Annotated in this window: 32 protein-coding genes and 1 pseudogene; 10 read left to right on the top strand and 23 right to left on the bottom strand. The window is 40.8% G+C overall.

Features of this window, described 5'->3' with window-relative positions:
- Positions 1-162 precede the first annotated feature (162 nt).
- From QWZ01_RS24685 to QWZ01_RS24700, 4 genes are all read right to left on the bottom strand, one after another.
- Positions 163-585, bottom strand: coding sequence for a hypothetical protein (locus QWZ01_RS24685; RefSeq protein ID WP_290328210.1), 423 nt, complete (start codon positions 583-585; stop codon positions 163-165).
- A gap of 34 nt (positions 586-619) precedes the next feature.
- Positions 620-796, bottom strand: coding sequence for a hypothetical protein (locus QWZ01_RS24690; RefSeq protein WP_290328213.1), 177 nt, complete (start codon positions 794-796; stop codon positions 620-622).
- An 832-nt stretch (positions 797-1628) separates the two neighbouring features.
- A complete protein-coding gene (locus tag QWZ01_RS24695; RefSeq protein ID WP_290328215.1) occupies positions 1629-1901 on the bottom strand; it encodes a hypothetical protein in 273 nt (90 codons plus the stop codon).
- Positions 1902-3131: 1230 nt separating this feature from the next.
- A complete protein-coding gene (locus QWZ01_RS24700) occupies positions 3132-3272 on the bottom strand; it encodes a hypothetical protein (RefSeq protein WP_290328216.1) in 141 nt (46 codons plus the stop codon).
- A 375-nt stretch (positions 3273-3647) separates the two neighbouring features.
- Between QWZ01_RS24700 and QWZ01_RS24705 the strand changes: the two genes are divergently transcribed.
- A complete protein-coding gene (locus QWZ01_RS24705; RefSeq protein WP_290328218.1) occupies positions 3648-3878 on the top strand; it encodes a hypothetical protein in 231 nt (76 codons plus the stop codon).
- 251 nt (positions 3879-4129) lie between these two features.
- Positions 4130-4390: a hypothetical protein gene (locus tag QWZ01_RS24710; RefSeq protein ID WP_290328220.1), complete on the top strand. Its 261-nt coding sequence runs from the start codon at positions 4130-4132 to the stop codon at positions 4388-4390.
- A gap of 483 nt (positions 4391-4873) precedes the next feature.
- Here QWZ01_RS24710 and QWZ01_RS24715 read toward each other — a convergent pair whose 3' ends face one another.
- Entirely contained in the window at positions 4874-5122 is a 249-nt protein-coding gene (locus QWZ01_RS24715; protein ID WP_290328222.1) for a hypothetical protein, read from the bottom strand.
- 1173 nt (positions 5123-6295) lie between these two features.
- Here QWZ01_RS24715 and QWZ01_RS24720 point away from each other — a divergent pair.
- Entirely contained in the window at positions 6296-6679 is a 384-nt protein-coding gene (locus tag QWZ01_RS24720; protein ID WP_290328224.1) for a TraR/DksA family transcriptional regulator, read from the top strand.
- Complete coding sequence (locus QWZ01_RS24725; RefSeq protein WP_290328226.1) at positions 6679-7416, top strand: DUF72 domain-containing protein; 738 nt, start codon at positions 6679-6681, stop codon at positions 7414-7416. Before QWZ01_RS24720 ends, QWZ01_RS24725 begins: the two co-directional genes overlap by 1 nt.
- A 200-nt stretch (positions 7417-7616) precedes the next feature.
- On the opposite strand, the gene QWZ01_RS24730 is transcribed toward QWZ01_RS24725, so the two are convergent.
- On the bottom strand, positions 7617-8105 hold the full coding sequence (locus QWZ01_RS24730; RefSeq protein ID WP_290328228.1) for a DUF1003 domain-containing protein: 489 nt from the start codon (positions 8103-8105) through the stop codon (positions 7617-7619).
- Between the two features lie 797 nt (positions 8106-8902).
- Positions 8903-10051, bottom strand: coding sequence for an FAD-dependent monooxygenase (locus QWZ01_RS24735; RefSeq protein ID WP_290328230.1), 1149 nt, complete (start codon positions 10049-10051; stop codon positions 8903-8905).
- A 989-nt stretch (positions 10052-11040) separates the two neighbouring features.
- Here QWZ01_RS24735 and QWZ01_RS24740 point away from each other — a divergent pair.
- Complete coding sequence (locus QWZ01_RS24740; RefSeq protein ID WP_290328232.1) at positions 11041-11235, top strand: cold-shock protein; 195 nt, start codon at positions 11041-11043, stop codon at positions 11233-11235.
- A 342-nt stretch (positions 11236-11577) separates the two neighbouring features.
- On the opposite strand, the gene QWZ01_RS24745 is transcribed toward QWZ01_RS24740, so the two are convergent.
- The 8 genes from QWZ01_RS24745 to QWZ01_RS24780 all read right to left on the bottom strand — a co-directional run bounded on the left by QWZ01_RS24745 (position 11578) and on the right by QWZ01_RS24780 (position 17114).
- Positions 11578-12696, bottom strand: a complete 1119-nt coding sequence (locus QWZ01_RS24745; protein WP_290328233.1) for an AI-2E family transporter — start codon at positions 12694-12696, stop codon at positions 11578-11580.
- Positions 12697-12700: 4 nt separating this feature from the next.
- A complete protein-coding gene (locus QWZ01_RS24750) occupies positions 12701-12889 on the bottom strand; it encodes a YtxH domain-containing protein (RefSeq protein WP_290328235.1) in 189 nt (62 codons plus the stop codon).
- 110 nt (positions 12890-12999) lie between these two features.
- Positions 13000-14235 carry a BamA/TamA family outer membrane protein gene (locus tag QWZ01_RS24755; RefSeq protein ID WP_290328237.1) on the bottom strand — a complete coding sequence of 412 codons (1236 nt, stop codon included), beginning with the start codon at positions 14233-14235 and terminating at the stop codon, positions 13000-13002.
- A 5-nt stretch (positions 14236-14240) separates the two neighbouring features.
- Entirely contained in the window at positions 14241-14564 is a 324-nt protein-coding gene (locus tag QWZ01_RS24760; protein ID WP_290328239.1) for a hypothetical protein, read from the bottom strand.
- A 2-nt stretch (positions 14565-14566) separates the two neighbouring features.
- Entirely contained in the window at positions 14567-14698 is a 132-nt protein-coding gene (locus QWZ01_RS24765; protein WP_290328241.1) for a hypothetical protein, read from the bottom strand.
- Between the two features lie 30 nt (positions 14699-14728).
- Positions 14729-15460 carry an acyl-CoA desaturase gene (locus tag QWZ01_RS24770; protein ID WP_290328747.1) on the bottom strand — a complete coding sequence of 244 codons (732 nt, stop codon included), beginning with the start codon at positions 15458-15460 and terminating at the stop codon, positions 14729-14731.
- Between the two features lie 591 nt (positions 15461-16051).
- The gene (locus QWZ01_RS24775) at positions 16052-16318 is read right to left on the bottom strand and encodes a DUF3072 domain-containing protein (protein ID WP_290328243.1); all 267 of its coding nucleotides are present in this window, start codon (positions 16316-16318) and stop codon (positions 16052-16054) included.
- Positions 16319-16973: 655 nt separating this feature from the next.
- Positions 16974-17114 carry a hypothetical protein gene (locus QWZ01_RS24780; RefSeq protein WP_290328246.1) on the bottom strand — a complete coding sequence of 47 codons (141 nt, stop codon included), beginning with the start codon at positions 17112-17114 and terminating at the stop codon, positions 16974-16976.
- A 200-nt stretch (positions 17115-17314) separates the two neighbouring features.
- On the opposite strand from QWZ01_RS24780, the gene QWZ01_RS24785 reads away from it, so the two are divergent.
- Genes QWZ01_RS24785 through QWZ01_RS24795 form a run of 3 tightly spaced genes read left to right on the top strand, consistent with a single transcriptional unit; the run spans position 17315 to position 21059 of the window.
- Positions 17315-17839, top strand: a complete 525-nt coding sequence (locus QWZ01_RS24785; RefSeq protein ID WP_290328249.1) for a hypothetical protein — start codon at positions 17315-17317, stop codon at positions 17837-17839.
- Between the two features lie 48 nt (positions 17840-17887).
- Complete coding sequence (ligD, locus tag QWZ01_RS24790) at positions 17888-20617, top strand: DNA ligase D (protein ID WP_290328251.1); 2730 nt, start codon at positions 17888-17890, stop codon at positions 20615-20617.
- A 1-nt stretch (position 20618) separates the two neighbouring features.
- Positions 20619-21059, top strand: a complete 441-nt coding sequence (locus QWZ01_RS24795) for a hypothetical protein (protein ID WP_290328252.1) — start codon at positions 20619-20621, stop codon at positions 21057-21059.
- A 46-nt stretch (positions 21060-21105) separates the two neighbouring features.
- On the opposite strand, the gene QWZ01_RS26075 is transcribed toward QWZ01_RS24795, so the two are convergent.
- Genes QWZ01_RS26075 through QWZ01_RS24810 form a run of 4 tightly spaced genes read right to left on the bottom strand, consistent with a single transcriptional unit; the run spans position 21106 to position 22695 of the window.
- Complete coding sequence (locus QWZ01_RS26075) at positions 21106-21222, bottom strand: DUF2256 domain-containing protein (protein WP_353959444.1); 117 nt, start codon at positions 21220-21222, stop codon at positions 21106-21108.
- Between the two features lie 8 nt (positions 21223-21230).
- On the bottom strand, positions 21231-21713 hold the full coding sequence (locus QWZ01_RS24800; protein WP_290328254.1) for a DUF4385 domain-containing protein: 483 nt from the start codon (positions 21711-21713) through the stop codon (positions 21231-21233).
- A gap of 2 nt (positions 21714-21715) precedes the next feature.
- A complete protein-coding gene (gene xth / locus QWZ01_RS24805) occupies positions 21716-22492 on the bottom strand; it encodes an exodeoxyribonuclease III (protein ID WP_290328257.1) in 777 nt (258 codons plus the stop codon).
- On the bottom strand, positions 22489-22695 hold the full coding sequence (locus QWZ01_RS24810) for a hypothetical protein (protein WP_290328259.1): 207 nt from the start codon (positions 22693-22695) through the stop codon (positions 22489-22491). Before QWZ01_RS24810 ends, xth begins: the two co-directional genes overlap by 4 nt.
- A 46-nt stretch (positions 22696-22741) precedes the next feature.
- On the opposite strand from QWZ01_RS24810, the gene QWZ01_RS24815 reads away from it, so the two are divergent.
- A complete protein-coding gene (locus QWZ01_RS24815; protein WP_290328261.1) occupies positions 22742-23929 on the top strand; it encodes an exodeoxyribonuclease VII large subunit in 1188 nt (395 codons plus the stop codon).
- An 11-nt stretch (positions 23930-23940) separates the two neighbouring features.
- On the opposite strand, the gene QWZ01_RS24820 is transcribed toward QWZ01_RS24815, so the two are convergent.
- The 3 genes from QWZ01_RS24820 to QWZ01_RS24830 are packed head-to-tail and all read right to left on the bottom strand — an operon-like array spanning position 23941 to position 25323.
- Positions 23941-24282: a hypothetical protein gene (locus tag QWZ01_RS24820; RefSeq protein WP_290328263.1), complete on the bottom strand. Its 342-nt coding sequence runs from the start codon at positions 24280-24282 to the stop codon at positions 23941-23943.
- 1 nt (position 24283) lies between these two features.
- Positions 24284-25054 (bottom strand): non-homologous end joining protein Ku, encoded by a 771-nt coding sequence (gene ku, locus QWZ01_RS24825; protein WP_290328265.1) that lies wholly within the window; start codon positions 25052-25054, stop codon positions 24284-24286.
- Positions 25051-25323 (bottom strand): hypothetical protein, encoded by a 273-nt coding sequence (locus QWZ01_RS24830; protein ID WP_290328266.1) that lies wholly within the window; start codon positions 25321-25323, stop codon positions 25051-25053. Before QWZ01_RS24830 ends, ku begins: the two co-directional genes overlap by 4 nt.
- 266 nt (positions 25324-25589) lie before the next feature.
- Here QWZ01_RS24830 and QWZ01_RS26080 point away from each other — a divergent pair.
- Positions 25590-25864 (top strand): annotated as a pseudogene (locus tag QWZ01_RS26080) (DUF1810 family protein).
- Positions 25865-26101: 237 nt separating this feature from the next.
- Here QWZ01_RS26080 and QWZ01_RS24835 read toward each other — a convergent pair.
- Complete coding sequence (locus QWZ01_RS24835; RefSeq protein WP_290328268.1) at positions 26102-26581, bottom strand: low affinity iron permease family protein; 480 nt, start codon at positions 26579-26581, stop codon at positions 26102-26104.
- Between the last annotated feature and the right edge of the window lie 101 nt (positions 26582-26682).

The following is a 26682-nucleotide window of genomic DNA, read 5'->3' on the forward strand; positions in this document are numbered from 1 at the left end:
TGGCCCTTGATGATAAAAAGTCAAGGGTTTTCTTTTATCCTATCGTGAGGAAATATTTACCCATACCATTTCCTCAATTCCCCAAAATTCAGCAATTTGCCTTCAAAATGTACCTTTAACTTCGGTTTGTCAATGTAATATGGCTGTTACAAATTCTGATTTTTAATAGAATTTCCGCTTTACCAAATCATATATGATCTCATTTTTCAGATTATACAATTCGGTCTCTGTAATTAATTTGTGAGAAACTTTAATCATATAAGTAGGTAATGCCAATCCTAAATATTTTTCAATCTCAACACTCATATCAGATAGAAAATTTTGCAAGGCAACTTCATCATGTGCTTTATTTTCAGAAACATCAAATTGATTATCCTTACTAAATACCGTTTGCGCCACAGTTGTGGTTTTATCAATAGAGGAAGAAAAAACTATATCAATTGTGATAAATAAATAATTTTCATTATCGATTGAACTGATTTCAAAAGTTAAGTCTGCGTTATGATTAACTTTAGTATGTAAATCTTTAAAATCGGGGTTGATGTAAAGAACATCATTGGTCAACTCATTAGGATGGAAGAACATATTGAATCTAAAATAAGCCTAAATATACAATAAATCAGTTACTTACGCTTTGCCTCAATAATATTCCGTAGCTATCATAGATTTCAGTTTTTAATTGAGTAACAACAAAGTTTTTGGCCACAGCTTTTAAATCAATTTTTAATTGCTGCTTTTCTTCTTCCCACTTTACAGGACGTGGTCTAAAACCATCTTGATAAACCTTAGTTGCCATAACCCAAGCTAATTTTTCTTGTTCTTTTCTTCTGTCACCTTTTGAAAAGGTGATGCATTACCATAGTATTTTGGATTGTTTACTATTCGTATATTCTTTGATTGAATGTAGGGTAAGAACACTTCTACAGGTGGTCGCTTCTATCCATATTTAGGGTGTATCATATAGCGCCACCTTTGAGCCATTAACACCATAAGATTGCCAAAGTATGTGGCCGGGGGCTTTAATATGAATTTCTTGACAATCCGTTTCAAGTGATAAACTAGTTATTTTACCAGAGTTTATGAAATCAGGGATTTTATTGATGTTGTTAATACTCGCTCAATAAATGCTCCGCATACAGATTCTGCTGCACCTCATGCAGTTGTAAATTGCGACTTCTCCGAACCAAGCGCAACAAGTACATCAAGTTGCTTTAATGGGGGTGCTGCCGCGTAGTTAAATTTCCATTCTTATTCATTTCCATAATACATTGCTTTTTAAGCAGCGTAGCCACGGTTAATACATTCATTACATTGTCTTCCAGTACTTCCAAAATGTTTGTTTGGTAAAATCGCCGACACTGTGAGCTATCATCCAATAGTTCCACCTACCGTTGAAGCTGTTTTGGATGTTTTGCGATTTTTCCAATAATGGGTTATCACTATCGGTATTGCTTTTAGATGCATCTTGAACTGGCTTTTCAATAAAAAACGCTCCATCAATGGTAAATTAGCTACCGCACTTGAAAGAATATCCGGCTTCAATGAAATCTAGATTTAACTTCTGAGATGTTATCCAGATATCATATGATTGTTCATCATATTGCTTGTATTTACAGTGGTTTTAGCTTCTACAGGAGGCATTGATAAGAACTCTTTACGCTGATCAATTGTGTTAGTTCACCCATTTTAAGGGCTTCTATTGCCTCCACAGATACATCTGTTAATAAGCTTAATACATGTATATTTTTATTCAAATCTAATAGCATCTTAACTGTAACAATGTCTTCATCTATAGGTTCTGTTTCATCATCATTTAGTATTGGTGATAGCTTGATATAATCTTTTAATGTTCGTTCCTCCCAAGTTAATGGTAGTTTTTTATATAGTTCTTTGAAATTCATATTGTTATATATATTTTCGGTCAATCATTTAACTGATTTAAAAACCCCCTGCCTAAGCCCATTCATTAATTTGAGTGGGCTTTATGTTTAATATATCCAACCTGCGTAATTAGCTAATGCTGCTTGTTTTAATGAGTGAAGGGCTAAACAGGTGGAAATGATCGTATCATCTTGAAAGCCAGATTGTTCGTTATGGATTATGCTACCTGATGGTATTATATTATATTCGTATTCACTACATTCATACAGTCTTTAAAACATATTGTGGTAACACTTTAATCCTTTCGATGGTTAAAGCTCACGGTAATCTGAATCTGTCAAAGTAACTCATCCTGCCATCTTCATCTAATCCAGTGATAACGGTGTAGTCATTATATTTACCTAAATCTATAACGGTGGCTTTAGTTTCTTTTTGAGATAGTTCTTAATAGTGGTATTAATGATATTTTGTATTACCAAACACGTTTGAAGTAGATTTACCCGGTTCTGCTGAATACTCTTGCTTAAATGTTGCTTCTGGTAACTTTGCTGCTGCTTCATCAATTTCGCTAACTGCTATGTTTGGATTATCATAACTGGTAAAATAGAATGATTCATAACAATCTTCTTTATTTACTGCCTCGTTTTAGTAATGCGTAAAAGTAATTCTTACCTCTTGGTGTGCTAATGGACAGCGCATTACCCTGATAATCTGTTGACGTAGGTCATATACTAATTAACCATGCAGATTCAAGGTCTGGTATATATGCATCCTCATCAATAATAACGGTGCTGAACTTGCGCCCTCGAAAATTGTTTAACCTTCCTGCTGTTAAGAATTACACCGTGCCTGGGGTTATCAAGGTTATGACCAAATCAGTCTTATTTGCTGACTTTATTGATTTGGCCGGTACAAGCTTTAATATATCTTGAAAAATTATCTTGGATAGTTGAGATGTAGGAGTAACGTAAGCAACATGTTTTCCATTAACGATACCAAGAATTGAAATAATTTGGGAAATTAGGCTCTTACCGAATCTGCGACTCACTAAAATACATATGAACCTTTTTTTTGGTTACACCGTTCGTTCCATTTATACAATCAAGAACTTTGTGCTGTTCTGCATTTGGTTTCGGTAAAGTCAAATTGATGTTCAAACCCTGAAAAATCCCCGTAATTCTGTCCCCTGTTTCCAAATTGAATTAGAATGGGTGTTCTCCTTAAAACAAGTTGTTTTAAGTAAAGCAGAATTAGTAATGAACCTCTGTATTATTATCTCCAATGGGATCTGTATCGCTATCCTGAAAGCTTACAGTGATCTTCACTTCACCGGAATGTTCAACGGTATCATCATTCTTATTTAATGCAGGTAATACATACTTAATCACCATTAGATAAGATACTAACTAAAAGTGGAAGGAGCTAATAAATAATATGGAAAAATTGTTAACAGAATACTTGACATTAGGGATATACTGAGCAATGTTCAAATGAACTACAATGTTGCAAATAAGATAGCGAAATATTTAGATGTTATTGAGAATAAAGCACGCAAAGAAGCAAAAAAACCAAATGCTATTGAAGATTATGAAATAATTGTTATATGGAAACTTTTTAATTGAATCAGAAGTAAAATATAAGTTTATTTAAGCTGGTGTGAGAGTTATGCTTGATTAACCCTCCCGGTAATACTGTAGGTACTCTTATATTTCATCATTTTGAATTTAATTTAAAGGAATTGATTTTTCTCCAGAATTAAATCAGAATTGGCAGCTAAATTTGCAATCTTATCACTATCTATGATTTTTCGTGGTTTTAAAATTGGACAATTGGTTACTCTCAAATCGGAAGGAATTTTTATGCGGGTTTACAATATTAAAGATGGAGTAATCAAGTGCGGGTGGTATGATGAAAATAAAATATTAAGATTCAAAAAATATTATATTTCAGAATTAGCTTCGATGGATGAATATTTTGAACATAACTTAGATGATTAATTAGGATTTCGTAAACATTAATTCATAATCTACTCAGAAAAACAATGGTTCGTTACTTACGTTTTTAGCCCGCTCTCACGGGCTTTTTTTGTTACTGACTTTGGCTAATTTTAAATCTAAAGCTGTTTACCGCTCAGCCTAAAAAAAGGGAGCCTAAAATGTTTTTTCTGATCAGCGGTCAGTCAGCGAGTGTTTAGCCTTTTTTTATTGAATAAAATGAATTGGCAATTACTAACTATATTAGGAGAAGTATGAAAGGTATTGAAGAAGAAGTTATTACAGCAAAGCTAAATTCACCTGGTTTTTATGAAGGTATTATAATAGCAAACAAGTTGTTTGAATTTAAATCATATAACCATTTTCAAAAACATTGGAGGTACATTAAGCAATATCTTAGTTTATATGAAGTTCCTGTGGAAGGGGAGGAATCAAAAGCAATAAATTTTAAACCATTTAAAACTGATGAAGACTTTGAGATAGCTAAACATGTGATGTTGAATTTATATAACTAATTTTCAAAACCATAAACTCTTTCTTTTTGTTAATGCATAACTCATTAGTAATGAATCTTCAATAAAATCTTGTTCGTCAAATCGGCTTTTTAAAGCCTTGTAACTCTCCAGGGCTTTTTTTATTTACTCCTTATACAGGTAATAAGCCTTAATCAGTAGATATATAACTAAAACAATTATAGATAGAATTATAAGATATAGGGAGATAGGTTTTTTCCGATTACTAAACATAAAACATAAATCTTTATTCATAATCCAAATATAACGTTGTATTATTTAGAATAATATGTAAATTTATATATGGAAAGTGTTGAAGAACTTGAAACACAATTCCTTTGTTTAGCTCTAATTATGCTTTTATGCCTTATGTTTTTTTGTTGGTGCCAATGGATAATACACGATCTACAGCAAAAGAACTAAGAGAAAATCCTTATAAATATCCGGGAATGGTGCCTCCACCAGAACGCTACCCCCAATAATTTTTTAAAAGTCTTTAAGTGTTTTTTTACTATCCGTTTGGATGCTACTTATCTTGTGCTTTAATTCCCACGCTTCCAGTTCAGGATTTTTAGACCGAACTGAAAAGCTTCTCAATCTTTTTTTCGCATTGGCCATCGTATTTAACCCACATAAATGAGTATGCATAAATCTTGTTTTACTAGTTAATTTGTTCAAGCATGTATATTTCTTTTTCGTAAAATCTACTTTGCCTTTGCCATATTTTTCATCCATTGCAAAGTCGATTTACACAGAACCATCTGAACTAAATTTAATCAGTCTGTTTTTGAAGTACTTTAATCGGACGTTTTTAAAATGAATGTTAGCTACTACATATTCTGTAAAAAAGTATTCTTTGACATCGGGGTTACTGCTTAGATTAACTATGTCGAAAGTCCTGTTTGTATTGGGCTCCAACCTCAATAATTGGATTACTGGATTTTGCGTAGCTTATATTAAGTTTTCTGAATCATCGCAGTCTGTTATATACTTTGCTGCATTACTTGCATAAGATAATAAAACTGATGTGTCAGAGTCAACTTTGAATAAACCAATACCCATAAAGTTATTCGTGTCGAGAACGGCAGGTAAATCTTTAGACTTTGTCTTTTGAGCAGTCCGATTTTTAGGAGGGGTTACAAAATAATATATTAATCTCACTCTTTTCCGTCGCACATATATTAAATAACATAACCTATTAGCTATTCAAATTAGAATTAAACATAGATATGCCATTTGAGAAGGGAAGGGAAAAAACCGGAGGTAGGACAAAGGGTACAACCAAAAAAATCTACCATGCAATAATTTTGTTCCAAATGAATCATTGGGGTTGTCAGCACTATTTTTCTTGATACGGAACTGCCATTGCGCTACGCGAACCGAGACATTCTCAATCGTTCCTGTTTGGTCATAGATAGCAAATAATTTTTTTCGGCATTGTAGTTAAATAAGTCTAACCATACATTAGCTTTTATATCTTCCGCTATGTGGCTTTTATTAGTAACATACTACCTGTAGCAAATACTTTCAACTCTAGCTTTTTGTTTACCTGTAGCATAATATGCTACAATTATTTCTTTTTTTCTTTTCTCGTAATTCAATTTAATTCACTTCCTGGCAGACTTTGGTAAAATCTGTAAAAAGCACAAACTGTAAAGCCTGATGTGAGTGGTAGGGATACCAAATTCAAATTTTTGAGTGTATATCAGAACTACTACGGCTGTACATGTTGATAGACATAGAATTCAGTTCAAAGGTTTCTTATTTATATTCAGCTTATCTAATAATCATGTATAAAAAGGATTTAGTAAAACCAGGAAAAATAACAACCCATAATTATAATTTACATGTGCTATGTGATTTTATTGGTTTGCAAAAACTAAGGGGATAATTTGCTGTTTGTCAATCATGGAAAAAGAAATTACAAAAACAAAATACAACGATAACGAACTGCAAGAATTCAGAACCCTGATCGAATATAAAATTAAACTTGCACGGGAGGAATTAAATGAGCTGGCAGGTACGCTAAGCGCTTCAAATACTAATGGTGACGACGCTGCAATCGCAGGTAAAACACTGGAAGATGGTTCGGCCACTTATGAAAAAGAACAAACTAATCAACTGGCAGCAAGGCAAAAGAAATTTATTGAGCAGTTAGAAGCCGCGCTGGTACGTATTCAGAATAAAACCTACGGTATTTGCCGCGTTACAGGAAATCTTATCCCCGCTGAACGTTTACGCGCGGTGCCGCATACCACGATGAGCATGGAGGCGAAATTAAAACAAGATTAATGCAGGAAAGCTTATTTTTTGGTGGAACAAGTGGCCTGATCGTCCCGGTGCCTAGACGTGATTTTCCTGTTGAATTCGCAGCGCTTTCAAGACTGTCTTTTTATGGACTGCGGGAAAATAGTATCGAGATCAATAGTTCGTTTTATAAATTGCCGAGACAACCTACCATTCATCGCTGGGTTACCGAAGTTCCGGCAGGGTTTCGGTTTACTTTTAAGTTATGGCAGGAGATCACACATCAAAAAGGTCTTTTATTCAATGCAGATAATCTCCATCAATTTATGCGGGCCATCGAACTAGCTGAGGGTAATAAAGGTTGCCTGCTTATACAGTTTCCACCAAGTTTACAAGTAAGTGCATTGCCTCAATTAGCTGAATTACTTTTTTTGCTGTTAGCTTATGACTGGCGGATTGCAGTCGAGTTTCGGCATGTCTCCTGGTATAATGATTCAGTTTATGATCTGCTTAACACCAATGGGATCGCAATGGTGCTTCAGGATATGCCCAAATCATTAACGCCAATGGAACTTACAGCTGATAATTTTGTTTATCTCCGCTTTCATGGGCCGAGCGGAAATTACAAAGGAAGTTATACCGATGCGTTTATTTCTGAATATGCTTCCTGTATCCGTGACTGGCAAGAAGAAAAGAAAACTGTTTATTGTTATTTTAACAATACGGCAGGTGATGCACTACAAAATCTTAGCTTTTTGAAGCGCTGCCTTAATGAAAATTAACCGTTAAACATAAATTTTTTAAGCAACTACAGATGAAACGGCAAACGCTCTTCAATGCGTTTATATTCAGCTCTCAGAAAGTAAACAAGAAGAATCCTCAGTTAATTCCGGAATGGGAGCAGTAGACTGGAATCATCTAATTCGCATCGTTTATGAACTGACAAGGAAATTGACAATACTTTTACTGTGGGGTTAGTTTTCTACTCCTTTTGATCGATGCGCTGCCGGAGCTTTTTAAGGTCGGTATTTTTTTTCATCTCTTCCAGCTCTTGGTCGGTATCGCTGCTGATACCCAATTTTTGGTGTATTTCATGTAGCATCGTGAGCATTTTGGTAATTTCCTCTTCCGCTTTAATATTGACCTCAAACTCCACTTGCTGTCTGATCTTTTCAATTCTGCCCTGGCGGTTCTGATTGATCAGTACTGATACCGACAATATGATCGCAAACAGGGAAACCAGCATTTCCAGTATCGGGAACGGAAAGGGATCAAAGGGCCTTAGACCAAGCAACCTTGCGTTCCAACTGATCCACAAGAAAAAGAATGCGAGGCAGCTTATGAGAAAACTTATACTGCCTAAAACATTGATAACGCCTATGGCAATTTGATCGCCCCGAGTTTTGGTGAGATCTAATGAAGATTTTAAGCCTGTTTTTTCACTCGCCGCTGTGTTTTTTTCTTTTTTCATGTTACGCTGATATTGAACTAAGCGCAAGAACAACAATCCACCGTTGAAATAGTTACATCCGTAAAATGCATGTTTAGGCGTATTACCGCTTAACACTAAACTCAGCTGGCACTAAATATGCACAGTATAAGGTGCCCCCGCCCAATAAATGAAAACCTGCACCAAATTTTCAGATGCTAATATGGTCAAACTAATCCGCTCTCAAAGCAAGGCCGGCGCCTAAAGTGCTATACGACCAGTATGCTCCGGTTTCGTAGATAGCGATCATACGTATCTGTCAAAAATCAATTGCTGAAATAATTCTGGAAAAATCATTTGTACAGATATGGACTACAGTCGACCTGCTTGATGAACAGGAAAAAACCTTGCTTTCCTGGATGCTAAGCATTGCCAAAAAAACACTCGTCCGGGAAAGCGCGAGCCTGAAGTTGTAAAATTTGCCTAAATCTACTACGCAGACGTTGTCTAAATATTATTGATTATAAAGAGCTCATTCCTCAAAAGTATTTGTTCAAAAAGCTACCGAAAAAATTGAGAGCTCGCTATTGGATGACAGTGCGTAGCTGTAAATTGATGTTCATTATTTGATTGAATTGTTTTGATGTAATCGTACATCCACGTTTGCTTTGTGGCGCGATTGTTGAACATTTAATTACAAAATACGATTATGGCAACGAAAGAAAAGAAAGACCCCTGCTGGTCTGGATACAAAAAAGCTGGAATGAAGAAGAAAGATGGTAAGACAGTGCCTAATTGTGTGAAAGAAACAAAGAAGGACAAATAATTATAAGATAAGGCTAAGCTTGAAAAAATAGCAGTTGCCGATTAGGCATCTCTTTTAAGGCTGATTTATAATCAGGCAGGTCAATTTCATCGTTTGTCGCATCTTTCGCTTTGTCACCAAATAGTTTGCTGATCTTTCCAATGATACTGCTCGCTAATATTCCGGCTACCGCATTAACTATAGCTACACCAAATTTAGTTTTTGGATGGGCAAGCCACGGCACGCCAGGCGGAAGGCTTTGAACTTTTTTAACAAAGGGACGCATTCTTTTTTCGTAGGCCAGAAAGGCATCTGTATGTTTGATATGTTGTGACAGTTCCCCCGCTAACAAGTAAGCGCCGACAATAGCTAATGTTGTACCCATACCCGTTAAAGGAGTGGGACAATAAGCTGCGTCACCGATCATCCCGGCACGGCCCTTAAACCATCTCGGAGCCTTAATCTGACTAAGGCCGTCGAAGTAAACATCATCGTTTTTTTGAATTTCTTCCTTCAGCCGTTCTTCTTCCCACCCTGCGCCGTTTAGTTTTGCTTTTAGGAGTTTTTTCTGTTCGCCTAGAGATAACTTTTGCATGTCAGGATCATCCGATAGGAAACTAAACGATGCACGAACGGTACCATGATTATCCGGCCGGATCAACATGACTCTCGACCCAAGTGCCGTGTACCAGCGAGCCCACTGGGTATCCGTTTCTTTTTTAGGGATGGTATACCAGGCATTATATAGACCGATAAATTTAACTTCAGGCTCATCCCCAAAAAGCAAAGTTCGCGTGCTTGACCGAACACCGTCGGCGGCAATCAGCAAATCATAAACTGCTTTTTTACCATCGCTAAATGTTATATTCACATGGTCATCATCCTGGTCAATTGCTGTTATATACTTACCAAAAATGTAGTCAACATCATCTTTCGTATGGTTGTATAGAATCTTAACTAAGTCGCCGCGCAGTATTTCTGCTTCGCTCGTGAAGCTGCCGGCACCATCACTCGGAAAGGTGGCCTTTATTTGATTGTTGCTATTCACAAACTGAAGGCCGATCTCCCCAGTATTTGCATCCAGAATCTCTTCTTCTATTTTCATCATTTTTACGATAGCGCGACCAGCGCCTCTGACATCAAGATTTTGGCCACCCATTCTCAATGATTTTGAACGTTCCACAATTGTGACATCAAAACCTTAGTTAACCAGCCAAAATGCCAATGTAGGACCGGCAATACTTGCACCGGAAATCAGTACTTTTTTGTTTTCGCGCATTATTTCTATAGGTTAGGTTTTTCCGATTATCTTAGAATGCTGATTAGTATAAATGAAGCGGGATTATCGAGCATAAAAGTGAGCTAACTTTATAAATCAAAGTGATGAAATTGATATCGTTAAGTTGACAACGCGCAAACCCTAAGAGTGTTTTCAATCTTTATTTGACAATAAAGAATACTGCATCGACTTAATAAACAAACACTAATATTTCCAAAGAACTTAATCCAAGCGGCCCGGGTATGGAAATTATCGCCATATTCGATCCAGGCGTGTTTCGGCATCAAAATAAAAACTTGCTACTTACTCCGCGTTGCCCAACACGCATGACAAAATAGCTTCATTTGAGCTCCGCACTAATTGCTATCGATAAATATATATTATCGAAATGCGTCTTGGGAGCCCCAAGGTGATTACAGCCTGCGAGATTATCAGTGATTAGGTTATCAGACTAATAAATTTACATTTATACTTACTCATGTAGCAAAGATGACATTGTTCATACGTTCGGCTCGGATTAATATAAGTTATGCTTTACATTACCGGAAAGTCGCAAAAATCTCAAAAAGCATAGAAAACCTAAAAACATTGTCCAGAGAATTAAAACATCAATAAGCAGTTGGAATTATTGACTTGCTGGAACATCTGCATCTGACTGGGGGCGAATAAATTGTTGCGGTAACTAAACTTATCAAAAAGGGTAATGGAAGTTATTATCCTTTTTCGTAATAAACTAAACCAAACTGAGCACTTTGATAAAGTAATTTGGCCGTCACATACTGTTGGTTGGTACAGGAGATGGTCCAGGACATACATCTTTTATGGTAATAATGGTCTGGATTGATCTAATGCCAGATTTAATTCGTACATTACTAACTTATTAAAAAAATATAATGCAAAAAGAAGGAACAGTGAAATTTTTTAATGCCGAAAAAGGCTTTGGGTTTATTTCACAAAATGACAACAGGAGCGAAATATTCGTTCACGCTACAGGGCTAATCGATGAGATCCGTGATAACGATCAGGTAGTCTATGATGTAGAAGAGGGCCGTAAGGGGCCAAATGCGATCAATGTAAAGGTAGTTTAACAAGTCAATACATATTCGTGAAAAGCATTCCTTCAAAAAGAGGAATGCTTTTTTTTTTGATCCGATGGATACTTGAGGGTTGATTAACTTTTACCCCCATAACTAAATTCTGATCAATAGTAAAATAGGTGATTTTTGAATTCCTTCCGATGGCCTTTCCATTGCATGCAAAAACTTAAAGCTTCGTCTATGACTTTATGATTAGTATTGGTAATGATCCAGCGTTAATACCTATTTCGTTCAGCGAATAGAAAAGCCGATTGGATGTGTGATTAAAACGAAGGCCGTCATCAAATTACGATAACGGCCTTTGTTTTTGCTATTGCACGGAACTTAAATAGGTTATGTTGCGACTATTTTTTTCTTGATGGTTAGCTTTTTAGCCAGCCGGTTTTGTTTAGGTTCCTCATCGCCAAGTATGATGCCCCAGGCTTTGAGGCTTTCAACCCGATCAAAGATTATTTTCAGGACAGCGATTACCGGTATCGATAAAAACATTCCGGGGATGCCCCAAACCATTTCTCCAATGATTACTCCCAAAACAGTGATAAGCGCATTGATCCTAACCTTAGAACCCACGATTAGCGGCAATAATATATTACTGTCTATCAAGTGTATAATTACCAGTGTGATGATGACATAAATAACTGTTATTTGTTCCGGTGAAGTAGCGAAAGTAACGGCAGCGCTCAAAACCAAGGCCGTAAATATACCGATATAAGGAATAATGTTGAACAAGCCGGTGATCAAGCCTAATAAGATTGCGTACTTGACCCCCAGGATCATAAAGGTGCCACTGACCACGATAGCTACTATTAACATTTCGATCAGCAGACCAGTGATATATTTTCGGATCATAAACTTCACCTTTTCGATGATATCATGGACAATTTTTTTATTGTCTTCTTCGAAAACAGACTCGAGAAACCGCATGATCAGTTTACGGTAAAGCAAAAAGAAAAAGGTATAAATAAAAGTAAAGACTAAAAACAAAAGCATTCCCGATAAGGACAAAAGCGTAGCACCCACGACCGATCCGCCGGAAGCAACCACTTTGTTAGTCGTATTGGTTACAAAAGTAAGCTGCTTGTGCCTGGTGATATGGAAACTCGACCCGACCCACTCCATGAGGTCATTTTGCGTTTTATGCAGCTGATCCTGGAATTGCGGCCAGTCGCTCGCCAGGTCTGAAACCTGTGAGCCGATGACGTAAAGTAAACCGCCAATACAAGCCAACATACTTATCACAGCTATCATGGAAGCCGCACTTCGAGGTATCCGGAGCTTGTTTTCTAAGAAATCAGCGAAAGGGAGTAATAAAATGGAAAACAGGCAGGAAAAGATCAATGGCGAAAGGATTTCTTTCGCGATGATTACGATCCATACCAGTGCAATCAGGCTGAATAGCACGGCGGCCAGTTTTAAATAAAACGGCAGGCTCTTGAATTGTTTGATTTCCACAAAATCAGTTTAATTTTTCTTTTATGGTTTTCATCACTTCCGCCATTGCATAATCCTTTGCCTTGTTCAAAAATAAGGAGGGATTGTCCAGCAAGTCGTCCAGTATAGATGTGTCGTCCACTCGTTTCCTGGTGATGAAGTAGACAGCGTAAGCTGTTGCTGCACCTAATAAAAAAGTCTTGATCGTGCTCATAGGTTTTTCCTATATATAATCAAGTATGGTGCCATCAAATGGATCCGGCCATTAAATCTTGTTTAGAGTGGAGAATTTCAAAATCACGATAGCGCCTGCTTCCACGAATTTTAAAATGCCTCCCCTATATTTAATACAATGGCATTATACCCTTTGCTGAAAGCGTAATCGATGCCAATATTGGTATTAGAGCCTTTATTGAATTTTACACGGAGCCCGGTACCGGCCGCAGGGTGCCAGGACTTAAAAAAAGTGCCCGAACCGCTAACGGTATTGACATCGGCAAAGAGAACGAAACCCAATAAGCCGTTGGCCGTGATATCCCTCCGGTATTCACTTTCCAGATAAAACAAGGATTTTCCGCGGTAACGATTCTGGTCCATGCCCTCGCCGGAGCGATTGTAGGGATCCCAACCAATACTCGGCAGGTCGAGATACGGCGCATTACTGTTGAAGACGGTCCAGTAATATGACCAGAAGGCCAGGGTGTTTTGTTGGTTTTTGTTGACCGGGTTCAGCGGAAGGTATTTTCTGACGTCAATATACACAGAATTCCAGTTTTCATTACTCCCCAAAAACTTCGGGTTAATGCGGTAAACGACGTTAACATACGATCCCGGCATCGGGTTAATGGAATTATTGCGTGTATCGTACAGAAGGCTCAGGTTTATACCCGATGAAACAGAATTTCCACTGGTGCCATAGGCATAGCCTGTAAATTTCTTCAGTTCGATCCCACGATCATCACTTTTTATGCTGTTCCTGTAATCAATATTGTAACCACCACCTACAAAAAAATAGGGTTTGATTTGTTTGAGCGCGCTCTGATAAAAGCGGATATAGTTGTAGTCAACCAACGTCTTCTCGCTGGCCGCGTTCTTACTGCCCAAGCCCCAGGTATATTGCGGATAGACCAGAAAGCGAATATCCCCCTGAATATTCCACGTATTATCTTTCAGCCAGATACTAGAACGCAAAGGAAGGCCAAAACGACTTTTCAGGTTCCAGTACGGCGCGAAGTTAGCGCTGGATAAGTTTGTGGTGCTTGTCGGTCCAAGGTAAGTTCCGGCCGTAGTGCTGGTGATCAATGCCTTTCCTGCACCACCGGGTACTGTGCCCGGAACGGGAAGAATTGAAAAATAGATTTTCTTTTCCCGCTGTACTCTTGGTTCCTTCGGATTAATACTGAACAGATTTTTTGCGATATCAATCAGATCTTTCTGGCGTGACGTATCTTTTACCGCACTCTGTTTGGGGATCATATTGGATGCATCCTGGGCAATTGCAACTACTGGAAAACAACATGTAATTAATATAGCGCATCCTAGCGTTATCTTATCTTTCATTTCGATTATCGCCTGACCCGATTTGGGCTATAAGCTACCAGATACTGCAAATGTTGCTGACGGATCGTGGCCAGGTCGATAGGCTTTCCCGACCCCACCAATTGTTGGGTTAGTTTATATCTGACAACGCGCAACATTTCGCAAAGCATTTCTGGCAATACACTTGCCGACAGCGTCGGAGCATATTGCTTTTCGATCGCTGATTTTTCTTCGCGGCTGGCCATGCCTACTTCCCAGTACTCATCAGCTTTAAAGCCAAATTCACTGGCGCAGTTTTTCAGGTCGTAGACATACATCTTGGCCTGGTATTCAATTGTCGGGTTATTCATGATTATTTCTTTTTGTTAATAGATACATCGTCTTTCGATACAGTTTTCTTACCCGCTTGATAATCTGATGTTGCCTTTTTTCCATCTGTGGCCGCTGTCTTTTTAATGTTTTTGCCGCCTTTGTCTTTACTCATAGTGCTATTAGTTAATGTTTATTTTAGAGTTTAATATGTTTTCCTCAGTTGAATTATGCGCAACCAGTGCATCACTTTCAATAGGGGGTAAACCGGATCTATCTCGAACCAGCGGTTACCGAAATTCGCATTGTTGGGATGTTTATGATGATTGTTCTGAAAAAGCTCACCCAGCATCAAAAAATCGAATGGTGTTGTGTTTTTCGATTGGTCCTTATTGTCAAAATTAGTATAACCATATTTATGACCGCACCAGTTTACAATGGCCCCATGTATGGGGCCCATCATAAAGTGAACAGGCAAGAGCAGAAATAACCACCAGTGAGTAGCGAAGAAGACATAAAATGTGGTATAAGCTGCGCCGAACAGCAAACGAGATAAAATTGAGGAGCCCATACGGTCGATCAGTGGCCATTCGGGGTAATGTCCGGCAAACTGTACTTCGGGATCTTTTACACGCTGAAGATAGTCTCTAAAAGTGGCGATCGTGGATTTCATCATCTGATAAATATCCACGAAAAAATGAGGAGAGTGCGGATCCTTCTCCGTATCGCTGTAGGCATGATGTGCACGGTGCATTAAAGCATAAGCTCTCGGGTTTAAAAATGAAGCCCCTTCAAACAGGTATGCTAAAATATAAAATACCCCTTCCCAAAATCTATTCGTGGTGAACATGCGGTGCGAAGCGTAGCGGTGCTGGAAGAATGTTTGAAAAAATAAAGACAGAAACCAGTGGCCAATAAAAAATGAGAAAATGATCAACATAAAAATGAATTAAAAATAGGAGCAGAATTTACCTGACACCAGATATAGTCGGGTGTGGTTAGATTATTGAAATAAACAGAGAGGATTTTTTCACTGTGGCCTGGACTTCACCTGGAAAGGCAGCGCGTTCATGATTAAGTTGCGCTGACCGGCCAAAAAACAGCAGGTTCTTTAAATATCTATATATGGGACAATCAAGGATCCTAATTGTTTTGATATTGTTAGGTAGCGTAGGAAGATTGTCAAATCTGAAGGTTACGTGTATGATACATAAAAGGCCTTATGTATTAGGTATAAGCAGTTCTTATCTCGGTTAGAGCTGCTTTACTCAAAACCTCAAACTTTCTAAAATATGGCACTTATGTATACCATTGCTTATTTTAGACCTTTTTAGCATTTCTCGCCGTAATTGTACCATTTCAGCTATTTTTTGCTTTGGCAGTATTTTCTGCTGACTGCTTTATACATTGTTTCGCACGTCGCAGGATAATGATGCCCGGGCGGGATATTATTAAACAAAAGCAACCATGATGACTGCTTTTGTTTTTTGGAAGGTTTTAGAAAGTGTGAATTTGTTTTGGAGGTAAATCAATCATTTTCCAAACCACGTCCGGTTTTGTGCTGTAATTCCTCGATGCGTTTGGATGCTTCGGCTTTGGTCAGATTCTCATCGAATTCTTCACCGGCTTCCGTGCTTAGCGTTGTTAGATAGGAATGCTGGGCACCGGTCATCTTTTCGTCACCAGTAGTCCAGTTATCAGGATTTTTGATGGTATTTGAACCTTTATCGTTATCGCTGCTGAGGTTTTCGTCTCCCCGAAAAAGTTTTTCCTCGTTATCGTTGCTTGGTATCATTTACTTGCTAATTTATTTAGTAACAAACAAATGTTCTTTAGGTTTTAACATAATTGTATTTGATTTACAAAATGTTGAATAACGAGGATGTTTATCGATTTTTAGATTATGAAGATGCTTGTCGGTTTCTACTTTTACAGTTAAAACTTAGTAAGCGCAAAGGCCGAAGGCATAAGGATAATTATTTTTTTCGTCCGGGCATACTGATACGCGTTTGTCGCTGCCAAATTCTTAAAACAGGAAATGGCGATATTTCAGCATTGCAGGATAATTGCAACACCAACGGCCATATGGAGAGTTTACGACAACGCCCATTGGCCTAGTGATGTCGTAGCAGGGGGACGGGATTTTAAACAAAGGCTGCCTATCTGGTTTATCCTACCATCAAAAAACAATTTTCATCGGGAGATACAATACGGTCCGATGATATGTAAACTTATCAAAAGCCAAATCTTGGATTTCAGCCTTTTAAAACACTTTAGGTCAAGGTCGACGCCAATAATGACCAGTTTTTCAAGTTAAAAAATACTAACCATTTGTTTTTATTTGGTAACAAATGGTTTCGAACACCGAAAACAGTAAAACAACAAAAGCGTTCGCATACCGAACGCTTTCAATCTTAGGTAGGTGATAAGTATATAAACTATTTTGTTAATTAAGCTGCAATCAACTGCAGGAAGGCAGCGCATCGTACGTTACCGTTATCAATTTTCCGGATGTCTTTTCTAAGAATAGCTTTCAATTGTTTGTCGATATTTTTTATCAGTTCTGTGGTGTTAATTTGAGTGGCTTTCATGTCATTGGGTATATAGATATGATACTTAATCTCAAATACCTATCTGGTTTCTATGACCCGGCTGCTCCAAGTATTTTTTATCGACACGGAATTGATCCTTTGTTTCTTTCAGTGCAACACGTCTGTAGAGCTTTGAGTTTCGCAATATGTCAAACAAAGGCAACGGTGCGTTGTCTTATTAGTACTTAACAATCAACAACATGTTCATTGCTACATCATCACTCGAGCTCTCGCGCTCGGACGGAACGAAATTGTACGTCGAGATTGAGCCGGTAACCTATCAGGAAGAAGGCAACCATGTTTATACCGGCGTTTATCAACTGTTGGCCACGCGCCATAATGACCCGGCCGGTGAATACGCTGAAGATAATCCCGGTGATACGACCGCGATCGGATCATTTGCCCATAAGCAGGACAATAAATACGATTGGGTGTATCTTGGGGATTTTCTGGATGACGAAGAACAATCACAGGTTGCAGGTCATATCCAGCGGCTGGAGGATAAAGACAAATCACCATCAAGTTTTTATGCCCATGCGTACCATCATGGCGGCATGAACAGTTTTGAAGTGAAAGCAAAGGATGGAAGCTTCACCGTTGCACATGATACCAAGATTATCGCTGAACTGGAGCATCCTGAGAAGTGGAAGCAGATGAGCGGCGAGCCGCTGGATCAAGGTGTTTTCGTATCCATCAAACAAGCGATTGAAGCAAAATTCGAATAAATAGCTAATGGCCTCGCAGGATCTAACGCGGGAACTAAATAAGTAAATATGGGCCTGACTGAATACGCCAAGAAGCGGGATTTTAAAAAGACCGCTGAACCCAAAGCCGGGAAAAGTAAAGACAAAGACCACCTGATCTTTGTGGTACAGAAACATGATGCCTCCAGGCTTCATTATGATTTCCGGCTGGAAATGGACGGCGTTCTGAAAAGCTGGGCTATACCGAAAGGGCCGTCATTGGACCCGAAAGTCAAACACCTGGCCATGATGGTGGAAGATCACCCCTTCGATTACCTGAATTTTGAAGGGATTATCCCTAAGGGAGAATATGGCGGCGGGACAGTCATCGTTTGGGACGAAGGTACCTATGAACCTATCGAGCCGATTAAGGGTAAAAAAGCGCAGGAAAAACACCTGCTAAAACAATTGGCATCTGGTCAGTTAAAGATCAAACTTCACGGTGAAAAATTAAATGGTGAATTTGCGATGGTAAAGACTCATGGGATGGGTGAGAATGGATGGCTGATGATCAAGCATAAAGATGATTATGCGACCAGCGACGATATCACCAAAAAGGATAAATCAGTACTTTCCGGCAAAACCATAGACCAGATGGCCAAAACCAGTGAGAAAGTTTGGCATCACGGCCATGAAGAGGACGTGATGCCGGATGAAGAACTGGCTGAAGAAGTTGCGGCCAACGAACCTGTAGAAGTCGATGTAAAGAAGCTATTAAAGGCAGCACCCAAATCGAAAGTGCCGGCGAACATCAAACCGATGAAAGCTACTTTAGTGGATGAACCTTTTGACGAACCAGGATGGTTGTTTGAAGTAAAGTGGGACGGCTACCGCGCTATCGCCAATATCCAGCAAGATGAGGTATCGCTGATATCACGTAACAACCTTCCTTTTGAGAAATATTACCCGATCAATGATGCCCTTAAAAAGTGGGGCATGAACGCAGTTTTGGATGGCGAGTTGCTGGTGCTGAACGAAAAAGGGATATCCGATTTTGGTGCCATGCAGAACTGGCGCAGCGAAGCGGACGGTAACCTGGTTTTTTATATTTTCGATATTCTGTGGTACAAGGGCAAAAACCTGATGGGCCTGCCGCTGGGTGAAAGGCAGGCGATCCTGAAAGAAATACTGCCCACTGATAATGACCACATCCGCCAAAGCAAAGTGTTCGACGCCAACGGCATCGACTTCTTCGCCGCAGCGGAAAGAATGGGTCTCGAGGGGATCATCGCCAAAAAAGCGGACAGCGTATATACTTCCGACCTGCGCAGCAAAGAATGGCTGAAGGTCAAAGTACAGCGCAGGCAGGAAGTAGTCATCGCCGGTTTCACCAAAAATGAAGGCACAGCCAAATCGTTCAGCGCCCTGGTGCTCGGTGTGTACGACGGCAAAGACAACCTGCAATTTGTAGGCAAAGTCGGTACCGGTTTTTCTGATAAACTTCAAAAAGAAATGATGGTACAATTTACGCCGCTCATTAGTAAAAAAAGCCCGTTTGATTATGAAGTGGATGTCGATAAACCCACCCGGTTCCGACCTAAACGCATGGGTGCCAAACCGACCTGGCTAAAACCAGAACTGGTTTGCGAAGTGTCCTTTGCAGAAGTAACCAGTGATGGTGTATTCCGTCAGGCCTCCTTTAAGGGTATGCGTGCGGATAAAAAAGCTAAAGATGTGATTTTAGAAACGCCAGCGGACACGGATGCAACGGTGGCTGAGGCAGAATCCGCTACCGAAAATAAACCGGAGGCCACTTCAAAGCTCAACGGTAAAAGCCAGAGCAAACACAGCGAACTGATACTTGAACCGGTTAAACATACTGACCGAAAAACACTCCTGAATCCGACGGAAGATACGCAGACAAAAAAGGTTTGCGGGCATGAGCTCAAGTTCAACCATGTGACCAAACTTTACTGGCCGGAAGACAAGATCACTAAAGGTGACATGCTCAACTATTATTATAAGGTGGGCGAATTTATGATGCCATACCTGAAAGACCGGCCGATGTCGCTGAACCGTTTTCCGGGCGGAATACATGGCCAAAGCTTTTATCAGAAGAACGTAACCGATAAAGCGCCGGACTGGGCCAAAACCTTCGATCATGTAACCGATGAAGGTAAAGTCACGAAATATCTGGTAGCTACCGATGAGGCCAGTTTGTTATGGATGAACGCTTTGGGTTGCATCGAGATCAATCCCTGGTTCAGCCGTGCAGAAACGCCGGATAACCCGGATTACTGCGTGATCGATCTGGACCCGGATAAACACACTTATGACCAGGTGGTAGAAGCGGCAAGAATAACAAAAGATGTACTGGATGCCATTGATGTACCCAGCTATCCGAAAACCTCGGGTTCCACAGGAATGCACATCTATATCCCACTGGGCGGGAAATACAGTTACCAGCAATCGCAGATCTTTGCCAATATTATTGTCAAGCACGTGCATGAACAGATCCCTGATTTTACCAGCCTGGAGCGGAGCATTGCTGCGCGTAAAGGTAAAATGTACCTCGACTTTTTACAGAACCGCCCTGGTGCTACAATTGCCGGCCCTTATTCACTGCGGCCAAAACCCGGCGCGACAGTTTCTATGCCACTGAGCTGGGATGAAGTGAAACCGGGGCTGACCATCCAGCACTTCAATATTCACAACGCACTTGACCGCCTCAAAGAAACAGGCGATTTATTTCATGGCGTATTGGGCGAAGGTATAGACCTTGAAAAAACTTTAAAAAAGGCGCAGGCTACATTCAAATAGCATGAAAAAAATAACAAGCAGCATCATAGGCGGGATCGCCGGAGCTGGCGCATTAAATATCCTGCACCAGGCGGTCAAACAATTTGATCACCTAGCGCCGCGCGTCGATTTGGTGGGCGAAGAAGCCATCACCAAATCCTTAGAGAAAGCAGGCATTACACCGACTACCGGAAATACTTTATTTACGATCACGATGGCTGCTGACCTGCTCAGTAATGCGGCCTATTATAGTTTGATCGGTACCGGTAAACGAAAACAACTGCCTTACATCGGTGCGATTACCGGTTTTGCGGCAGGTTTTGGCGCTTTAACACTCACTAAGCCAATGGGCCTGAGCGACGCACCGGTAACGCGGACAGGTAAAACAAAATTTTTGACCGTTGCCTGGTACACATTAGGTGGTTTAGTTGCTGGTAGTATAATGAAGGCTTTGCGCAAGTAAAGCTTTTGCCTTAAAGGCATTGGGAAAGGATTTGAAGGCTGAAAAACTATTTGCAGCGCCTGCATCTATCCGAGCAAAATTTAACTTCGTCCCAAACTTTTTCCCACTTTTTTGCGTCAGCTAAAAAGCTTTCCGCAGGTGGCGCAAATCTTTTCGGGCAGATTTACTTTCTTAACCCCTTTCATGTTTCCACTGTTTTTTTAACCGGCTATATTGTTCGTTGGCTTCAGCGGTTTTCCAGCTGCTGAAAAAGACGGCCGCTGCTCTGGCTTTTTCGACTTCTCCGGTGCCTTTTTCTAATTGCTGATAATGGTGTTCCTGATCATATTTTTTGCCTCCCTTGTAATTGGCATACCGACGGGCACGGGTAAAGCCCATCTGTAAATATTTGCGGGCCATATCAGCGCCAACAAAATCGTCTTCAGCGAGGTACTTCAAGAACAGCTCGTAAATTTTGGCACTGCTTTCTTTGGCAATGGCTTCTGTTTTAAACCGCCAGTATGGGCCGATCTCACTTTTGTAAGGCTCACAGATCAGCACGCCTTGTTCACCTTTACCAACCTGGTATTGTTCAGGATGCGCCCGGTAATCGGTTCCAGGGTACCAGGCATATTTGCTGCTATCGAAGTTAAGGTAACTGGGCTGATCAGACATGATTAAATTTCCTTTAGCTGAATCCATACGGGCGCATGATCGCTGGAATGCTCCCAGCCGCGCACCTCGTTATCTACGCCTGCCGATTGTAATCGCTGCGCCAACATCGGATCAAGCAGAAAAAGATCCAGGCGTAAACCGGCGTTCCGGCCGTATGCATTCCGGAGATAATCCCAGAAAGTATAAATGCGTTCATCAGGAAATAGCGTGCGGATGGCATCTGTCCAGCCTGTTTTAAGCAGTTCCCGCCAAAGCTTGCGGGCTTCCGGGCGGAACAATGCATTATGTACATATTTCTCCGGTTTGTAAGTATCCAGCTCGGTGGGCATAATGTTGTAATCACCAATCAGCGCCACCGGTAAACCGAAACCCTGCAATTTCCTGCCATGTGCATTCAGCCGCTTGATCCATTTTAACTTGTAATCGAACTTGGGGCCGGGAAAGGGATTTCCGTTAGGCAGGTACAAACAGCCGATCACTATGCCGTTAATGAAAGCTTCCAGGAAACGGCTGTGCTTATCATCCGGGTCGCCATCCAGTCCGCGCCGCGTTTCCTGAATCTGGCCATAGCGCGATAATATCGCCACCCCGTTCCAGCTTTTTTGCCCCTGCCAGATCGCGTGATAACCCGCCTCAAGTAGCGCTTGTTTGGGGAATTTATGATCCTCACATTTAAGTTCCTGTAAGCATACGACGTCCGGCCCGGTTTCCTTGAGCCAGCGCAATAGGTTTTCCAGGCGGCCATTGATGCCGTTGATATTATAAGAGGCGATCTTCATGATTGGGGATCAGTGGTACCGTCGGGATTGCGCGGTTGCTCTTCGGGCGGGTGAACGCCCGGAGGTAATTCTTCCGGTTCACGCGGCGGGTCTTCTTCAGGAATTGCTGGTTCTTCCGGATCGGTGGGCCGCTCAATCTCCGGCTGTTTGCCCGGTAGCGGCATTTCAGGTTGCTCGCCGGGAAAAGTGTTGTGCTTTGTCATACCAGAACAACCGCTATTAAGTGTTTTTGTTCGTAATTTAGCCGCAATGGAAACTGAAGGTTCGCAACTGATCACTTATTCACCAGCCGCCGTATTGAACTTATTCAATAATTCGATTTCCGTTAATCAGGCCAGGCGGATCATTCAACTAAAAGGTGTTTACATTCCCGGAAAAAATTCCGTTTACAGTGGTTATTATTATGACACTTTCCGGGACGAATCCTCGGAAACCGCGATCACCATATTGGTGCCGCCGCTGATCCGCAATGAGCTTCAACCCAATAAAACGGTAACCGTTACGGGTTTTATTACAAGGCGTATTGTTAATGCATCCGGCAGTATCCAGATCCAGCTGACGGTTACAGATTTGGTGGAACAAACGCAAAACAAGTATTCGGATGAGGAGATCAAAAAGATTGAACTCATGCAGGCGAAAGCCAATGCGGGTTACCGGGATGTTTATAGCTGGCTGAAGGAAAATATCATCACGGAACAAACTTTCAAAATCGGCATCATCATCGGAAAATCCGGTATTATTGATAGCGACATTAAACACCAACTGCGGGAATCTATCGGATTTTATAACCTGAGCTTTCACCGGGTAAACCTGAGCTCGGAGCAGGAAATCCTGGCGGCAATGGACCGGCTGAATGCCGAGCATTACGGTCTGATCGCCATCTCGCGTGGCGGGGGTGAGAACCTGGATATTTTTAACAAATTGAATTTGGCAGAAAAGGCGGTCGGCCTGGAATCTTTATTTATTACAGCCATCGGCCACAAAGATGATGTGACCCTGCTGCAAAAAGTTGCCGACAAGTCTTTTATTACGCCCTCTGAGCTGGGCCAGTTTTTCAATGATACCTACAATCATACGGTTGAGGAATTGCAAAATTCCCGGGCCAAATTGATAGATTCCGTCAAAGCCCAGCTCGACGCCAATTATCGCAAAGAGATCGATAATTTGAATGAAAAGCTGAAGGCTAATGAAGAACTTCGCGTTAAAACTGCCGGCGATCTGGAAAAGGTGTACCAGGAAAAGATAGCCTTACTGAACAGCCAGCTCAACGGCGGCCTGCAGTTGCAAACAGAAAAAGTCGCCGTGCTCCATGAGCAGATCAGTGCTTATAAGGCGCAGGTTTCCAGCTTGGAAAATAAAACAGGTACAAACTGGACACTGCTGGTGATTGCCATTATCCTGGGTGTTGTGGTCGGCTACCTGCTTAACCGGCATTAAGGTTTAACTGTTCAAATATCCGGCTCCTGATAGGATTCGATGAACACAGCGAGGTATGCTTGTTCGGCGACGTTTAATACCTGGCCTTCAAAATGCTTAACACTGCCCTGCTCAAATACAAATTTTCCAAGATAATCCGGATTTTGCTCGTCCGGAAGCGTCTCATGATCTTCATGTAATTTGGCAGGCCAGGTAAATAAATGCGTGTCATCTCCTAAAGCGTCCTTATAAATTTCAAAAACACCGGTGCTCCTCATGCCTTGTTTTCCATCGTTTTCAAGGAGAGGTTCGATAATAATATATCGGTCGTAGCCATCTGCCTGGGGAATGCTGGTTTGTACGGGGTTAATCATATCAGGCTCCTTTTTTAGCGGTTAAACTGCTCATTAACTGATCGTACAGGTCATCGTTTTTTGCCGCTTTCGGTTTCAATTTTTTTATAGTCGGGCGTTTGCCTTTCGCCTTTTGCTCAATAATGTTCATCAATTCTGTATGATATTCATCTTTATACTTCGATAAATCCAACGGCTCGGCATATTGCTCGATCAATGCCAAACCCATTTTCAACTCTTTATCGCTGACAGAAATTTTATCATCCAGTTTAAGTTCTTCCTGGTCACGGATCTGCTGGGCGAACCGGATACGGGTAACCACAATATCTTTCTCTACCGGGTGTACGATACATAAACTTTCGGTACTGCGCAACACAAAACGCGCTAGTCCTGCTTTACCCGACTTCTTCAACGCTTCCAGCAACAAGGCGTAAGCTTTGTTATTTTTAGTTGCAGGTTCTGTATAGTAAGATGTCTCATAATACATCGGGTTAACTGACGTGACATCCACAAAGCTTTCGATCTCTATAACCTTGGATTTCTCCGGTGCCGCCGCCTCAAAGTCGGCATCTTCAATGATCACATAGTCATCATTGTATTTGTAACCCTTCACGATCTTATCGTAGGGGACTTCCTTTTTGGTATTTTCGTTTACCCGTTGGAATTTTATATGCGCATGGTCTCTACTATCCAGCATATCCAGGTCAAGCCGGGTTTCCTGTACCGCCGAAAATAATTTGATGGGTATGCTTACCAGGCCAAACCCAATAGAACCTGTCCAAATGCTTCTCATTGCTTTAGTTTTCTAATATTATCATTAACACCATGCGGGTGATGTGCCTCTATTTTATCGGCCAGCAAGTGAAGGAGTTCTTCATTCACCTTGCCGGGGTTTTCGCAGATATGCAAAAAATCGTGATCGTCCGGTGTGAAGCTCGCGACATACGCACCGTTCTCAAATACCCGGAATTTGCATTTGTCCTCCACCTGGTGCATAAATTCTCCTACCTCAAAATGGTGTACCTCTTTATCCTTGCTTATCGTGATCGCATAATTTTCCATAGCTATACAACCATTTCATAATCAGATTGTTTAAGGTTTAAATTGCCTGGAGAGGAATTCCGCAGGTTCCCTATAGCCAACACCTAACGGCGTAGTGAAAATTATCATATTCGGGATACGTTGATCGCCATGCCGTCCGAGGCGACGGTGTGATCATCGCGAAGGAGTACACGATATCCTTGGAGCTGGCGTGTGACATACGGCCAAACAGGGAATTACTCAAAGATATTTGTAATCATATTGCAGTGCACTACGATCAAATGAATATGAATAATACTGACCTAAAACGATTTCTCGACGCCCAATTGCGTGATTATAAAACGACTTTTTCGGAGATAATGTCAGGCCGCAAGCGCAGTTACTGGATGTGGTATATCTTTCCGCAGGTTGCCGGACTTGGGTACAGTGAACGGCACAGTTTTATGCAATCAAAATTAGGAATGAAGCAATAGCTTATTTACCTCATCCGGTTTTGGGTAAACCTCTTGTAGCGTTAACAAATGCGCAGCTTGATCTCCGGGAGAACAACACCAAAGGGTGATAGGTAGCCCCGACGCAATGAAGCTTAAAGGTCAAATAAACCATTTGTTTGTCTCTTTTAAAATGGCAAAATTTTCAATACGCAGATCCCCGCTAATCCAAGCCGACACCTTGATGAAGGCCTTTATCGAATCGGAGACAGGTGTCGCGGAAAAAACGAAAAGCGTTTTCCCGCATTTTTCCTTACTTAACCGCAACCGTTTCAGGCAGATAATCGGTATTAAAGGCAAGCAGCGGATCAGCGAGATTTGACATGGTTGTTTTGGTAGGGTCTTTTATAATTGACAGACTTGCGGTGCTGATTTTCATTGGCTGCGTCAATGGAGTGGGTGCAGGTGAGGTCATCTTCCTTTTCAGCGAGGTCAGACAGCGTCACATAAAATTTATGGAGCTGGTCCAATTCATCCTCCGTTAAATCTTCAATATCCACCATACGATTACTGGTACCTTCATGTGACGCCAGCAGTTCGTTTAACTTCAAGTGGATGGCCTTGGAATCCTTGTTTTGTGATTTCTGGATCAGAAAAACCATCAGGAAAGTGACGATCGTCGTCCCGGTATTGATCACCAGCTGCCAGGTATCGGAATAGTGAAACAACGGGCCGGATATACCCCATACAATGATCACTCCAAAGGCGATCATAAAAGCGGCGGAACTGCCGGTTGCGATCGTAGCCCAGTTGGCGAACCGCTCAAATAAGTTTTTCTTTTTTTTCATAAATCATAGATTATTATTCTCGCAGGTCAATGAATAATCAAAACTGGACTTATTTGTTTGGATCGGCTGGATTTTGTTATGATCTACCATCTTGTAGTTTT

Source organism: Mucilaginibacter aquaedulcis, assembly GCF_030409325.1.
In the GTDB taxonomy this organism is placed as follows: Bacteria; Bacteroidota; Bacteroidia; order Sphingobacteriales; family Sphingobacteriaceae; genus Mucilaginibacter; species Mucilaginibacter aquaedulcis.